Below are 14,342 nucleotides of genomic sequence, written 5' to 3' on the forward strand. Positions count from 1 at the left end.
CCGGCTCAACCAAGCCCCGCCAACGGATGCCCCTCTGCCCGCCACGGCGACGTCAGAAAATGCCGCACCCGCTCCGGCCGCACTTGCGGCAGCGTTGCCGGCGCCCAGCCGGGGCGATGATCCTTGTCTACCAGATGCGCGCGCACGCCTTCACAGAAATCGCCGTCCAGGATTCCGCGCGCGACGATGCCCAGCTCCATCTGAAAGCACTCGGCCAGTGACAGCTGCCGACCGCGCAGTAGCGCTTCGCGTGTGACGTGCAGCATCGTCGGCGAGTGTGAAGTCATTGCATCAAGCGTGCCCTGCAGCCATTGGCGCGGCTCGCGGGCCTGCTCGCGCTCCAGGCTCTCGCGCAGCGTGGCGACAATGCGATCGACCGACGAACGCCGATCGAAGTAGCGCAGCACCCACGGCGTCGCCTGTGCCAGCGGCGCGTGCGGCACGACGTTGCACGGCGGCTCGAACACGCGGCGCAGCGCCTGCATGAGGTCGCCATCGTGCGGCATGCGCTGCAGGCGCTCTTCGAAGGAGGCAAGCCATTCGGCAGGCACGCACACATCGGCCAGGTGGCAATGCAGCGCGTCGGCACCCGTGAGCGTCACGCCCGTCAGCCCGACATACAGCTCAAGCTCGGGGGACATCGCGCTCAGGAAGCGCGTGGCGCCCACGTCGGGCAGGAAGCCGATACGCGTCTCTGGCATCGCCATCTTGGTGCGTTCGGTCACGACACGCAGACGTGCGGCCTGCCCCAGGCCCATGCCACCGCCCATGGTGATGCCGTCCATCAGCGCAACGATGGGCTTCGGGAACTGATGCAGCGCGTAGTCGAGCCGGTATTCGTCAACGAAGAACTGCAGCCAGCCGTCGTCGCCATCCATGCGGCCCTGTTGCGCAAGCTGATAGAGCGAGCGCACATCGCCGCCGGCGCAGAAGCCTTTCTGGCCAGCGCCGCGCAGCACCAGCGCGACGATGCCGTCGTCATGCCGGCATTGCTCCAGCAGCGTCGCCAACTGGCGCACCATGCCATGGGACAGCGCGTTCAAGGCTGCTGGCCGGTTCAACGTGATGATGGCCACGCGGTTCACCACGCGCATCAATACCTCGGGTTCGGCAGCGGCTGCCTCGGGCAGCGTTGCCTGACGTTGGACGGCACTCATTGCAGCGTCTCCGATTCGTGTGCGGCATGCCAGCGCGGCGCGCGCTTCTCCAGAAAGGCGTTCACGCCTTCGCGTTGATCCGGATGGTCAAACAGGTCGACAAAGCGCTCGCGCTCCACGGCCAGCGCCGCGCTGCGCGGCACGCCATTGCGCGCCTGATGGATGAGCTGCTTGCTGAAGGTAACGGCCTGCGGGCTCAACGTCGTGACACGCAGCGCCATGGCGATGGCGGCTTCGCGTGCGGCACCGGTTTCCACGACTTCCTCGACCAGGCCGATACGCAGGGCGGTCTGCGCATCGACGCGCTCGCCGGTCAGGATCATGCGCTTGGCCCAGCCTTCACCCACGAGCCATGGCAGCGTCTGCGTGCCGCAACCGCAGCACAGCAGGCCGACGGCCGTCTCGGGCACGGCCAGCTTGGCGTGGGCCTCGGCGATGCGGATGTCACATGCGAGCGCGCACTCCAGGCCGCCGCCCATCGCAAAGCCATTGATGGCCGCGATCACCACCGGCGGCGCATTCTGCAGCGCCTCGAACGCGGCACCGAAGCGCGCAGCGGCCTCGCGGGCCACATCGCGGTCGCCATCGGCAAAGGTGTTGAGATCCGCCCCTGCGCTGAAGAACTTCGGCCCGTCGCCGGTGACGACGATGGCGCGCACGCGCGCGTCGGCGTTCAACCGTTCGACGGTGGCTTGCAGTTGCAGCAGACCTTCCGGCGTGAATGCGTTGGCCGGCGGCCGCTTGAGCGTCAGCACCGCGATGGGGCCGTCATGCAGCGTTTCCAGTTCGATCATCACACCGCTCCGTCTTTCCGATACAGCTTGATGACGGCGGAGAAATCCAGCTTGCCATCGCCCTTGCTGCTCACGGTTTGATAGAGCTGCTGCGCGAGCGCCCCCAGGTAGACCGGTTGATGGACCGACTTTGCCGCATCGCCAGCCAGGCCCAGATCCTTGAGCATCAGGTCGGTGCCGAAGCCACCCGTGTAGCCGCGCGAGGATGGCGCGGTCTCGATCACGCCCGGGAACGGGTTGTAAGTGTCGGAACTCCAGCAGCGTCCCGTCGATGTGTTGATGATGCCGCCAAGCACCTTCGGGTCGATGCCGAGCGCCTCGCCCAATGACATGGCTTCGGCCACGCCAGCCATGGTGATGCCGAGCACGAGGTTGTTGCAGATCTTCGCGCCCTGCCCGGCGCCGGAGTCACCGCAATGCACGAGGTTCTTGCCCATGGCGGAAAGCACGGGGCGCACCTGTTCGAACGCCGCCGCGCTGCCGCCCACCATGAAGGTCAACGTGCCGGCCGCCGCGCCGCCCGTACCGCCAGAGACTGGAGCATCGACAAAGGTGTTGCCGTGCTCGGCCGCCAGCGCAGCAAACGCCTTCACGCTGGCCGGGTCGATGGTGCTTGAATCAATGATCGGCACGCCCTTCGCGATGCCCACCAGCACGCCATCTTCCGCCGTCAGCACGTGGCGCACGTGGGCGGCGGCGGGCAGCATGGTGATGACCGTCTCCGCGCCGGTCACAGCGTCCTTGGGGGATGCGGCGGCTACAGCACCGGCTTCCACCAGCGCGCCCACTGCCTGCGCGTTCAGGTCGAATACGCTCAGTGCGTGGCCCGCCTTGAGCAGGTTGCGCGCCATGGGGGCGCCCATGTTGCCCAGGCCGATGAATGCGATTTTCATGACAACGCTCCCGGTGCGATCAGCGCAGGCTGATGGTGGTGTTCACGCCGCCGGCGTCGACCGCATCGTCAAACCAGCGCGCCGTGACCGTCTTCGTTTGCGTATAGAACTGCACGACCTGCTTGCCGTACGGGCCCAGGTCGCCCAGCTTGGACCCACGCGAGCCGGTAAAGCTGAAGTACGGCACGGGCACCGGAATGGGAATGTTGATGCCCACCTGACCGATGTCGATCTCGCTCTGGAACTTGCGTGCAGCTGCGCCGCTCTGCGTGAACAGCCCCACACCGTTACCGAACGGGTTGGCATTGACCAGCGCAATCGCGTCGTCCAGCGTGGGTGCAGTCAGCACCAGCAGCACGGGGCCGAAGATTTCGTTGGTGTAGATGTCCATGTCGGTCTTCACGTCGGTGAAGACCGTGGGGCCGATAAAGTTGCCGTCTTCGTAACCGGCCACGCGCACATTGCGACCGTCGAGCGCCAGCGTGGCGCCCTGCTGCACGCCGGATTCGATCAAACCGAGAATGCGTTGCTTGGCGGCACGCGAGACAACCGGGCCGACGTCGGTACCCGGCTCCACACCGGCATTCACCTTGAGCGTTTTTGCCTTGGCGATCAGGTCCGGCACCCACTGCTGCGCCGCGCCCACCAGCACGACGACGGAGGTCGCCATGCAGCGTTGCCCCGCCGCGCCAAAGGCCGCGCCCACCAGCGCGTTGATGGCCTGCTCGCGGTTCGCATCGGGCAACACCACGGCATGGTTCTTCGCGCCCATCATCGATTGCACGCGCTTGCCGTGCTCGCTCCCGAGGCGATACACATGTGTGCCGACCGCGGTGGACCCGACAAACGAAATCGCCTTCACATGTTCGTGCGTGCACAGTGCGTCCACCACATCCTTGCCGCCGTGCACGACGTTCAGCACACCCGGCGGCACACCGGCTTCCAATGCCAGCTCAACGAGTTGCATGGTTGAGAGCGGATCCTGCTCCGAGGGCTTGAGCACGAACGTGTTGCCGCACACGATGGCCATCGGGAACATCCACAGCGGAATCATGGCCGGGAAATTGAACGGCGTGATGCCCGCGCACACGCCAATCGGCTGGCGCAGCGTGTAGGTATCGACCGCGCCGGCCACATTCTCCAGGAACTCGCCTTGTTGCAGCGAGCCCACCGAGCACGCGTGCTCCACCACCTCCAGCCCGCGGAAGATGTCGCCTTCGGCATCGGGCAGCGTCTTGCCCTGCTCGGCCGTGAGCGTGCGGGCGATGCGCGGCGAGTGTTCGCGAATCAGCGCCTGGAACTTCAGCATGATGCGCATGCGCGCACCGACCGGCGTGTTCTTCCACGTGGCAAACGCGGCATGTGCGGAGCGTATGGCTGCATCCACTTCGCCGGCCGTGGCAAACGGCACGCGCGCCAGAACTTCCTGCGTGGCGGGGTTGACGATGTCGCGCCATTCCTTCGACTGCGATTCGACAAACTCGCCGCCAATCAGCAGCTTGACGGTGGGCGGGGTGTCCTGCTGTGCAGCAGGCTTGGCGGAAGCGAGGGAAGCAACGGCGCTCATGGGAGTCTCCTGGCGAATCGGTGTCGGTTGCGGTGGCGGTAACGGGTTCAATGCGAGATGGGCAAATCAGGCGAAGTCTTCTTCCCAGTACTCGCCGGGCAGGCGAGCCGGCTGGGGCGTGCGTTCCAGTTCGAGCCGGCGCAGTTCAACGCGGCGGATCTTTCCGGAGATCGTCTTGGGCAGCTCGCTGAACTGCAGGCGGCGGATGCGCTTGTAGGGCGCGAGCTTTTCGCGCGAGAAGAGAAACACGGCGCGGGCCAATTCAGGGCCGGCTTCGTAGCCCTGGCGCACCGTCACGAACGCCTTGGGCACGGACAGCCGCAGCGGATCGGAACTTGGCACCACGGCGGCCTCGGCAATGGCCTCGTGCTCGATCAGCACGCTTTCCAGCTCGAACGGGCTCAGGCGATAGTCGGACGATTTGAATACGTCGTCGGTGCGCCCCACGTAGACGAAGTAGCCGTCGTCGCGGCGCATCGCCACGTCGGACGTGTGGTAATAGCCATTGCGCATGGCTTCGCTCGTGGCTTTGGCGTTGTTGGCGTAGCCCTGCATCAGGCCGAGCGGGCGGTGCGAGAGCGGCAGTACGATTTCGCCTTCGCTGGCGGGCTGGTCGTCGTGGTCGACCAGCTCCACGCGGTAGCCCGGCAACGGGCGCCCGACCGAACCCGGCACCACCGGCTGTCCGGGCGTGTTGCCGATCTGGCAGGTGGTCTCGGTCTGGCCGAAGCCGTCGCGAATGGTCACGCCCCAGGCGCTGCGCACGCGCTCGATGATCTCGGGGTTCAGCGGCTCGCCCGCACCGACGATCTCGCGCAGCTTGACGGCGTAGGAGGCCAGCGGCTCCTGCACCAGCATGCGCCACACGGTGGGCGGCGCGCACAGCGTGGTCACGTTGAAGCGCACCAGCACGTCCAGCGTGTCCTTCGGCACGAAGCGCGCGTAGTTGTAGACGAACACGCAGGCCTGCGCGTTCCAGGGTGCGAAGAAGCAGCTCCAGGCATGCTTGGCCCAGCCGGGTGAGCTGATGTTCCAGTGGATGTCGCCAGGCTGCAGGCCAATCCAGTACATCGTCGACAGGTGGCCGACCGGATAGCTCTGGTGCGTGTGTTCAACCAGTTTCGGCTTGGACGTGGTGCCCGAGGTGAAATACAGCAGCAGCGGGTCGGTCGCCTTGGTCGGGCCGTCAGGCGTGAACTGCGCGGGCGCGTCGTAGGCTGCTGCCAAGTCGATCCAGCCTTCGCGCTGCGCACCCACGGCGATGCGCTTGACGCTCGCATCAACACTGTCGAACTTGTGCAGCTCCGCTGCGTCGACGACCACGCAGTTCGCGCCCCCGAGTTCCACGCGGTCGCGCACGTCATCCGGGGAAAGCTGCGTGGTGGCCGGCAGCACCACCGCGCCCAGCTTCATTGCCGCGAGCATCACGTCCCACAGTTCAACGCGGTTCGGCAGCATCAGCAGCAGGCGGTCACCACGCACGATGCCAAGCCCACGCAGAAAGTTCGCCATGCGCGATGAGCGCTCCGACATCTGCGCAAACGAGAGCTTCAACCCGCCGCTTTGCGGGTCATCGACGATCCACAGCGCCGGGTTGTCGTTGCCGCGCGCCATCACATCGAAGTAATCGAGCGCCCAGTTGAACGTGTCCAGCTTCGGCCACGCAAACTCGCGATACGCGCGGTCGTAGTCGGTGCGATGGCGCAGCAGAAAATCGCGCGCCTCCACAAAACCCTGTGCTGCAGATACCGCTTCGTTCATCGTCGTCTCCTGGTCGGCGCGTTTGCGCTCTTTCGTATGCGGTCGATGTGCGCGGGGCGTGCTACACGTGCCGCGCGATCACCATCCGCTGGACTTCGCTGGTGCCTTCGTAGATCTGGGTGATGCGTGCATCGCGGTAGTGGCGCTCGACAGCGTAGTCGGCCAGATAGCCGTAGCCGCCGTGGATCTGGATGGCGTTGGAGCAGATCTCCTCCGCCAGTTCCGATGCGTAGAGCTTGGCCTGCGAGGCTTCCGACAAGCACGGTTTGTCTGCGCTGCGCAGGCGCGCCGCGTGGTGGACGAGCAGGCGCGCCGCATTCAGGCGCGTGGCCATGTCGGCCAGCATGTTGGCGATGGTCTGATGCTCGCGCAGCGCCTTGCCAAACTGGATGCGTTCATTCGCGTAGTTGCGCGCCGCATCGAACGCGGCGCGCGCAATGCCCACGGCCTGCGCGGCAATGCCGATGCGCCCGCCTTCCAGGTTCGACAGCGCGATCTTCAGGCCCTCGCCGCGCTCGCCCAGCAGGTTCTCTTCGGGCACGGCGCAGTCTTCGAGCGTGATCGGGCAGGTGTCCGATGCGCGGATGCCAAGCTTGTGTTCGGGCCGGCCAACGTGAAAGCCCGGCGTGTCCGTCGGCACGATGAACGCGGAAATGCCGCGCTTGCCCGCCTCAGGATCCGTCACGGCAAACACGATCGCGATGTCTGCGCGCGCGCCATTGGTCACGAACTGCTTGTTGCCGTTGAGCACCCACTTGCCATCGCGCAGCACCGCACGCGTGCGCAAGTTGTTGGCCTCAGAGCCGGCGTGCGGCTCGGTCAAACAAAACGCGCCGATCGCGCGGCCGGTGGCCAGATCCGGCAGGTAACGCGCCTTCTGCGCCTCGGTGCCGAACTTGAGGATCGGGCCGCAGCCGACCGAGTTGTGCACGCTCATCATCGTCGCGCTGGCGGCGCAGCCGGCGGCCACCTCTTCCAATGCGAGCGCATAGGCCACGTAGTCGGTGTACGAACCGCCCCACTCCGCCGGCACGATCATGCCCAGCAGGCCCAGCTCGCCCATCTCGCGCACCACCTCGTCGGGCAGGGCGCCGTCACGGTCCCACTGCGCGGCGTTGGGCGCCAGGCGCTCGGTGGCAAAATCGCGCGCAGCGTCGTGGATCATCCGCTGCTCTTCGGTGTAGAAGTCGTCCATCGCTTGGCTCTTGCTTGTTGGCTGACCGGGGCCGCGTGACGCTGCCTGTGCAGGCGCCTTACACTGTGCAGCCCGCGGCGCTTGGGTTCGATGGGGAAAAAGTGTAGGCACGCGGCTGGGCGGCTTCGATGCCCGTCACGATCAACTTGCGTGAGCGGATTTGCCATACCAATGAAAAACAACGAAAAGGGAACCGTCTCGGTCAGTCTCGTCAACGAGGCCGTCACGCGTGCACGCGCGCATGGCGTGGACATGCAGCCCATCATGGCGGCAGCCGGCATCACGCCGCAGATGCTGGCGCAGCCGCGCAGCCGCGTGTCGTCCGCACAGTACGGCGCGCTGTGGGCCGGCATTGCGCAGGCCATGGACGATGAGTTTTTCGGGCAGGATGCGCACCCCATGCGCTGGGGCAGCTTCGTGGCGATGACGCAGGCGGCGCTCACCGCGCGCACGGGCCGGCAGGCGCTGGCCCGTGCCACGGGTTTTCTGCGGCTGGTGCTGGACGATCTGCATGTGCGTGTTGAAGAAGACGATCAGCGTGTGCGTCTCGTCTTTGTGCACCGCAAAAGCACGCGGGTGCCGCCCATGTTCACGTACGCCACGTGGCTCATCATGGTCTACGGCCTGGTGTGCTGGCTCGTGGGGCGGCGTATTCCGTTCATTGCCGCACGCTTCCGTTGTGCGGCGCCGCAGGATGCGCAGGAATACCGCCTGATGTTCTGTGACGACATGGCGTTCAAGCACGATGCGTCGTACGTCGACCTATCGCCGGACTTTCTCGACCTGCCGGTCATTCAGACGGCCGCGTCCGTCAAGACCTTCCTGCGCGACGCGCCGGGCAACTTCATCGTCAAGTACCGCAACCCGGATTCCTTCGCCGCGCGCGTACGCAAGACGCTGCGCAATCTGCCGGTGGCAAGCTGGCCCGCGTCGGACGCAATGGCGCTCAAACTGAACGTGGCCGAGGCCACCATGCGGCGGCGCCTGAAGCTCGAAGGCCACACATATCAGTCCATCAAGGACGACCTGCGGCGCGACATTGCCATCGGCCAGTTGCAGGACACGCGCCGCACCATCGCCGACATCGCGGTCGCAGTGGGCTTTGCAGAGCCGAGCGCCTTCCACCGCGCCTTCCGCAAATGGACGGGCATGCGGCCGACGGACTATCGGCTGGCGAGCGCCGACTGAGGCTGCGCAACGACGGCGTCTTCGCTCGTGCCGCTCACTTCCCGCAGGGTCTCCAGAAAGGCCCTGAGCACCGGCGAGTGATCGTCCACGCGATAGTGCACATACAGCGGCACGGCCGGCAGTGCAGGCTCCAACGGCCGGAAGACCACACCGGGCGGCGCCAAGTTCGCCGTTGAGCCCGGCAGCAGCGCCACGCCAAAGCCCGCGTTCACCAGCGCCAACAGCGTCTGCACCTCGGTCACCTGCTGGCGCACCAGCGGCGCAAATCCGGCTTGGATACACAGATGAAGCAGGTGATCGGCAAAGCGTGAGCGCTTGGATTCGAATGCAACGAACGGCTCGCCGGCAAAATCGCCGAGCGCGAGGCTGGAGTGTCCGGCCAGGCGGTGCGTGGCCGGCAGCGCCATCACGATCGGCTCGTGCTGCAGCAGCTCGCTGCGCACGGCAGGGTCTTCGTGGCCCAAGCGGAAGATGCATGCATCGATGCGGCGTTCCTTGAGCGCGGCCACCTGCGCCGCAGGCGTCATCTCTTGCAGGCGCCATTCAACGCCGGGGTAGCGCTCGCGGAACTGGCGCAACGCTTCGGGCAGCAGCCCCACCATCACCGAGCTGATCATGCCGATTTCCAGCTCGCCCACCTGCCCACGGCCCGCCTGGCGGGTGAGGTCCAGCGCGCGATTGAGCTGCGCAAACACGAGCGGCGCCTGCTCCTTGAGCGTGCGCCCCGCCGCGGTCAGTTCCACGCGGTGGTGGCTGCGCACAAACAACGGCGTGCCGATCTCGTCTTCCAGCAGCCGGATCTGCTGGCTCAGCGGCGGCTGCGACATGAACAGGCGCGCCGCCGCCCGACCAAAATGCAACTCGTCGGCCAGCACCGAGAAATAGCGCAGCAGGCGGATGTCCACGGTATGCGCTATGCCTTCAGGTCGAAGTTGAACGGCGTTTCGCGCTGGCGCTTGCCGGTCAACCGGAAGATGGCATTGGCAATGGCGGGCGCCACCGGTGGATTGGCCAGCTCGCCCACACCGCCGGGCTTGTCGCGGTTGCCATCGATGACGACGATGTCGATGGCGGGCATGTCCGACATGCGCATCACGGGATAGTCGTGGAAGTTGCTTTGCTGCACCGCGCCGCCCTGGATGTCGATGCGATCGAACAATGCATGGCCGAGGCCCCACATCAGCCCGCCGTACAGCTGCTCCTCCACGCCGGTGCGCGAGACCGCCAGGCCAACGTCGGCCACGCAGGTGAGCTTTTCGACAACTACGCGGCCGTCCTTGCGCGCCACCTGCGCCACCACGGCGATGTAGCTGTCATACGCCTGATGCGTGGCGACGCCCAGTGCGTGGCCGTGCGCCATGTTTCTCCACCCCGCACGCTGTGCGGCGGTGCGCAGCACGTCGACATGCCGGTGCCGGTCGGCCATGTGAGCGACGCGGAAATCAACCGGATCGCGCCTGGCCGCCACAGCGAGTTCATCGATGAAGCTCTCGGTGGCGAACACGTTGGGGATGAAGCTGACGGCGCGGTACCAGCCTGTCGGGATGCCCGTTTCGTGCCGCACCCAGCCGATGTCCATGTGGTGCGCGCGGTATGGGAAGTCCCATTTGGAGATGGCCTCGGTGGTGCTGTAGTCCATGCGATCGGGCCGGTCGAAGTAGCCGGGCTCCCACTGCTCAGGCGATGCGGGCGACACCGCACGGATGCGCAGCGCATCGATCCGGCCCTGCGCGTCGAGCGCGCCCTCGAGCCGGTGATACGTTGCCGGGTGGCCGTACAGCGCGCGCATCTCGTCTTCGCGGCTGTTCATCAGCTTGACGGGAACGCCCGTCTTTTTGGCGAGGTAGCTGACTTCGAGCAGCCAGTATTTGCTCTCGCGCGCGCCAAAGCTGCCGCCCGATACCATCTCGTGCAGCACCACCTTGTCGCGCGGCACGCCGCAGATCACCTCGGCCGCTTCCATCGCGGTGGATGGCACCTGGATGCCGCCCCAGTATTGAATCGCGCCGTCCTTGAACCATGCGGTGATATTGACGGGCTCCAGTGGATTCTGCTGCTTGTAGGGCATGCGATACGCCGCGTTAATGCGCTTTGCGCCATGGGCCATCGCCACGTCCGTATTGCCGCTCTGCACGGTGTGCACCACGCGCGCCTTGCCGCTGGCGAGCCATGCTGCCTGATGCTGTGCGACTTGGCCGCTGTCGAAATCGGCGAAGGCGCTGTCGTCCCACTCGACCTTGAGCGCCGCGCGGCCCTTGTTGGCGGCCCAGTAGTCATCTGCCAGCACGGCCACGCCTTCCTGGTTACCGCCCAGCACATCGGAGCGCATCGGGATGGTCATGACCTGGCGCACGCCGCGCACCTTCAATGCCTCAGCGCTGTCGATGCGGCGCACGCGTGCACCGGGCATGGGCGCACGCTGCACCACCGCCACCAGCATGCCGGGCAACGACACATCGATGCCGTACTGGAACCGGCCTGTCGCCTTGGCCAGCGCATCACGCTTATGCCTGAGCTTGCCGATGTACTTGAAGTCCGCCGGGTTCTTCAACGTCACGTTAGCAGGTGCGGGCAGGCGGCCTGCTGCATCGGCCAATTCGCCGTAGGTGGCCTTGCGGCCGTCGGCATTGCAGACCACGGTGCCGTCGGCGGTGCTGCATGCGACCACGGGCACACCCCAGCGTTGTGCCGCCGCACTCACGAGCATCGCGCGCGCCGTGGCGCCGGCTTGTCGCAGGCGCGCATATTCGAGCGACACGCTGGTGCTGCCGCCGGTGGAATACACCTTCCAGATCGGGTGGATGTATTCGTGGAAGAACGGATCTTCCGGCGTGATGACGGCAATGCGCATCGGGTCGACATCCAGCTCTTCGGCCACGCACGCCGCCAGCGCGGTTTGCGTGCCGGTGCCGGAATCGTGCTTGTGGACGACGATCTTGACGGTGTTGTCGGCCAGCACCCTCACCCAGGCATTGGGCTCGAACTCGCCCGCAGCCATATCCTTGCCGGCAGCCAGTGCATCGGGCAAACGGAAACCGACTGCCAGCCCTGCCGTCAGCAGCGCGCTTTGCTGCAGGAACTGGCGGCGCGACGGTGCATGCAAATCACGGGGCGCGTTCATGCCTTGCCTCGCTCGTCGGCGGCGCGCTTGATGGCCTGGCGGATGCGTCCGTAGGTGCCGCAGCGGCAGATGTTGCCCGCCATGGCATGCGTGATGGCCTCGTCGTTGACGGGCGTGCCTGCCGCCAGCAACGCCGCGGCCGACATGATCTGTCCCGACTGGCAGTAGCCGCATTGCGGCACGTCTTCGGCCACCCAGGCGCGTTGCAGCGGGTGCGTGCCGTCTTTCCACAGGCCTTCGATGGTGGTCACGCTGTGCCCGGCCGCCGCCGATGCCGGTGTGATGCACGCGCGGATTGGCGCGCCATCCAGATGGACGGTGCACGCCCCGCAGAAACCGCCGCCACAACCGAACTTGGTGCCCGTCAGCTTGAGCCGATCGCGCAGCACCCACAGCAGGGGCATGTCGGCATCGGCATCATCCAGCGCGTGGGGCGCGCCATTGACCATAATCTCGGTCATCATTGTCTCCTCCAGAATCGGGCCGTCTCATGCGGCCGCGCCTGGCAGCAATATGAAGCCGCGCACGGGCACCCCGCCAGCGACGATTTCTGCCAGCCCGTGTAAGTCGAACTAACAGCTCACCCACCGCCGCCATGTACAAGCGTTATCCGTCGATCCAGTCGATGCATGCCTTCCTGCAGGCGGCGCGCACCGGCAGCTTCACCAAGGCCGCGCAGCAGCTGGACCTCACGCACAGCGCGATCAGCCAGCAGATCCGCTCGCTGGAGGAATTCATCGGCCAGCCGCTGTTCGTGCGCGAAGCGGGCGGCATCGTGCTGACCGATGCTGGCCAGCTCTTTGCCAGCATGCTGACCGACGGCTTTGGGCAGGTCGACCGGGCGCTGTCTTCGGTGCGCAACCGGCATGTACCGCAAACGCTCATCGTCGATGTCGACAGCGAACTGGCGCAGGGCTGGCTCAATGCGCGGCTGCCGCAGTTGCTGGGGGCGCTGCCCGGCTACCAGGTGATGTTCCTGTCGACCACGCGCGGCGAGCGGCCCTCGTTCGAGCGCGTGGATGTCTCGCTGCGCTACGGCTATGGCGAATGGGATGACTGCGAGATGGCCCTGATCTGTGGCGACCACGTCACCGCAGTGGCGGCGCCCGCGCTGCTGGAGCGCCATGGCGTGCAGGCGCCGCTGGCCCCATCGGCAGCGATGGCGCTGCCGCTGCTCGGCTACACGCGGCGCTCGTGGATTCCGTGGGTGGACGCCGCCGGTCTGGAGCCGCTGGAACCCGCCGTGGTGGCAGCGTTCGACAACGCCGCAAACATGGTTGCCGCCGCCGAAGCCGGCATTGGCGTGGCGCTCGTCCGTGGGCTGCTGGCGGCCGATGCACTGCAACACGGGCGCCTCGTGCGGCTGACCGATGTCGCCATCCCCGCGCACTACAACCTGTATGCCGTCTGGCAGCGCGGCCATGGTGAGCGCGCACAAGCGGTGGTGAACGCAGTGCAGCAACTCGCCCGCGACACGCTCGGCGCCTGAGCGCCCGCCGCCTTCCTGCCGATCTGCCGATATCGGCAACGTATCAAGACTGCCGCCAAATAGTATTGGCCGGCCCCCGGCCCTGACTCCGATACTGCGCCCCAAGCAGCACGCATCCGGCATCACGCGATCCGGCGAGGGGAAGGCACACGCCTAGCAAAGCGCCACGCTGCCGCACGTGCCTGCCCTCACCGGGAAGCCATCACGCGCTTCCTCCCAGTCATCAGGAGATCCAACGATGATCATCGACATCAGCTGCTACCCCACCGACCTGGTGGACCTCGCGTGGTGGCACGCCGGCGACCCCTTTACCGGCGAGCGCTTGCTCGAAATGATGGACGGCCCTTACATGATCAACGGCAAGCCGCGCCGTATCGACAAGGCCTTCATCCAGCCGCCGCAGGGCAACACCATCTACACGTGGACGGACGGCGAGCTTTCGGGCCGCGAATCCATCGACGCCTACATGGCATACACGCTCAAGATGGTGCAGACGTACCCCGACCGTTTCATCGGGTGCTTCGTCTACAACCCGCGCTGCGGCGTGCAGAACGGCGTGGAGGCCATCGAGCGCTACGTGAAGGAACACGGCTTCAAGATGGTCCAGATGCAGGCCAACATGCACGCCTACCGGCCCGACCGCGCGCTGGACTGGGTGATGCCCGCGTTCGAGAAATGTGCCGAGCTGGGCGTGCCCGTCAAGCTGCATACGGGTGACGGCCCCTACAGCATTCCGTCGGAATGGATTCCGATGATCAAGCGCTTCCCGAACGTCGATTTCATCATGGCGCACTTCGGTGTGCAGACCGGCGGCGTCTACGTGTTCGAGCCGATGCAGTGGGCGATGGAGTTGCCCAACGTGTATTGCGAATCGGGCTGGTGCCTGCAGTCGCGCATCGTCGAGTTTGCCAAGGTGCTGCCCAAGCACAAGATCCTGTTCGGCACCGACACGCCGCCCAACGAGCCCGGCATGTGGCTGCGCCTGCTCGAAGTCTTGTGCATGGACCCGCCGCAGGGCCTGAACCTCGATGAAGACACGCTCGAGGATTACCTGGGCAACAACATCGCCCGCATGATCGGCCTGGAGCCGACCCGTCCGCCCAAGACCGTGGCCGAAGCCGAAGCGCAGCTCGCGCTGGCCGCCGCCTGAGCCACCGCAGCACGCACGGAGCGCACA

General features: G+C 66.1%; 12 protein-coding genes. 3 read left to right on the plus strand and 9 right to left on the minus strand.

The window, feature by feature from the left end:
- Positions 1-5: 5 nt before the first annotated feature.
- From ACTJK6_RS12685 to ACTJK6_RS12710, 6 genes are all read right to left on the minus strand, one after another.
- Positions 6-1,157, minus strand: a complete 1,152-nt coding sequence (locus tag ACTJK6_RS12685) for an enoyl-CoA hydratase/isomerase family protein (protein ID WP_440839221.1) — start codon at positions 1,155-1,157, stop codon at positions 6-8.
- Positions 1,154-1,951, minus strand: coding sequence for an enoyl-CoA hydratase (locus ACTJK6_RS12690; protein WP_440839222.1), 798 nt, complete (start codon positions 1,949-1,951; stop codon positions 1,154-1,156). Before ACTJK6_RS12690 ends, ACTJK6_RS12685 begins: the two co-directional genes overlap by 4 nt.
- A complete protein-coding gene (mmsB, locus tag ACTJK6_RS12695; protein ID WP_440839223.1) occupies positions 1,951-2,844 on the minus strand; it encodes a 3-hydroxyisobutyrate dehydrogenase in 894 nt (297 codons plus the stop codon). Before mmsB ends, ACTJK6_RS12690 begins: the two co-directional genes overlap by 1 nt.
- A 19-nt stretch (positions 2,845-2,863) precedes the next feature.
- A complete protein-coding gene (locus tag ACTJK6_RS12700) occupies positions 2,864-4,411 on the minus strand; it encodes a CoA-acylating methylmalonate-semialdehyde dehydrogenase (protein ID WP_414561629.1) in 1,548 nt (515 codons plus the stop codon).
- 66 nt (positions 4,412-4,477) lie between these two features.
- Positions 4,478-6,172, minus strand: a complete 1,695-nt coding sequence (locus ACTJK6_RS12705) for an AMP-binding protein (RefSeq protein WP_440476511.1) — start codon at positions 6,170-6,172, stop codon at positions 4,478-4,480.
- 61 nt (positions 6,173-6,233) lie between these two features.
- On the minus strand, positions 6,234-7,367 hold the full coding sequence (locus ACTJK6_RS12710) for an acyl-CoA dehydrogenase (RefSeq protein WP_232040023.1): 1,134 nt from the start codon (positions 7,365-7,367) through the stop codon (positions 6,234-6,236).
- A gap of 171 nt (positions 7,368-7,538) precedes the next feature.
- On the opposite strand from ACTJK6_RS12710, the gene ACTJK6_RS12715 reads away from it, so the two are divergent.
- Positions 7,539-8,555: an AraC family transcriptional regulator gene (locus ACTJK6_RS12715; protein WP_440839225.1), complete on the plus strand. Its 1,017-nt coding sequence runs from the start codon at positions 7,539-7,541 to the stop codon at positions 8,553-8,555.
- Here ACTJK6_RS12715 and ACTJK6_RS12720 read toward each other — a convergent pair.
- From ACTJK6_RS12720 to ACTJK6_RS12730, 3 genes are read right to left on the minus strand one after another with little or no spacing between them, the layout of a single operon-like run.
- Positions 8,531-9,460, minus strand: a complete 930-nt coding sequence (locus ACTJK6_RS12720) for a LysR family transcriptional regulator (protein ID WP_440839226.1) — start codon at positions 9,458-9,460, stop codon at positions 8,531-8,533. The two genes, ACTJK6_RS12715 and ACTJK6_RS12720, sit on opposite strands and share 25 nt — an antisense overlap.
- Before the next feature lie 8 nt (positions 9,461-9,468).
- The gene (locus ACTJK6_RS12725; RefSeq protein ID WP_440839227.1) at positions 9,469-11,676 is read right to left on the minus strand and encodes a molybdopterin cofactor-binding domain-containing protein; all 2,208 of its coding nucleotides are present in this window, start codon (positions 11,674-11,676) and stop codon (positions 9,469-9,471) included.
- Positions 11,673-12,137: a (2Fe-2S)-binding protein gene (locus ACTJK6_RS12730; protein WP_440839325.1), complete on the minus strand. Its 465-nt coding sequence runs from the start codon at positions 12,135-12,137 to the stop codon at positions 11,673-11,675. The genes ACTJK6_RS12725 and ACTJK6_RS12730 overlap by 4 nt, the downstream gene beginning before the upstream one ends.
- A 134-nt stretch (positions 12,138-12,271) precedes the next feature.
- On the opposite strand from ACTJK6_RS12730, the gene ACTJK6_RS12735 reads away from it, so the two are divergent.
- Both ACTJK6_RS12735 and ACTJK6_RS12740 read left to right on the plus strand, forming a co-directional pair.
- Positions 12,272-13,165 (plus strand): LysR family transcriptional regulator, encoded by an 894-nt coding sequence (locus ACTJK6_RS12735; RefSeq protein ID WP_440839228.1) that lies wholly within the window; start codon positions 12,272-12,274, stop codon positions 13,163-13,165.
- Positions 13,166-13,403: 238 nt separating this feature from the next.
- Complete coding sequence (locus ACTJK6_RS12740; RefSeq protein WP_440839229.1) at positions 13,404-14,315, plus strand: amidohydrolase family protein; 912 nt, start codon at positions 13,404-13,406, stop codon at positions 14,313-14,315.
- Positions 14,316-14,342: the final 27 nt, after the last annotated feature.

Source organism: Ralstonia sp. 22086 (genome assembly GCF_052045975.1).
In the GTDB taxonomy this organism is placed as follows: Bacteria; Pseudomonadota; Gammaproteobacteria; order Burkholderiales; family Burkholderiaceae; genus Ralstonia; species Ralstonia wenshanensis.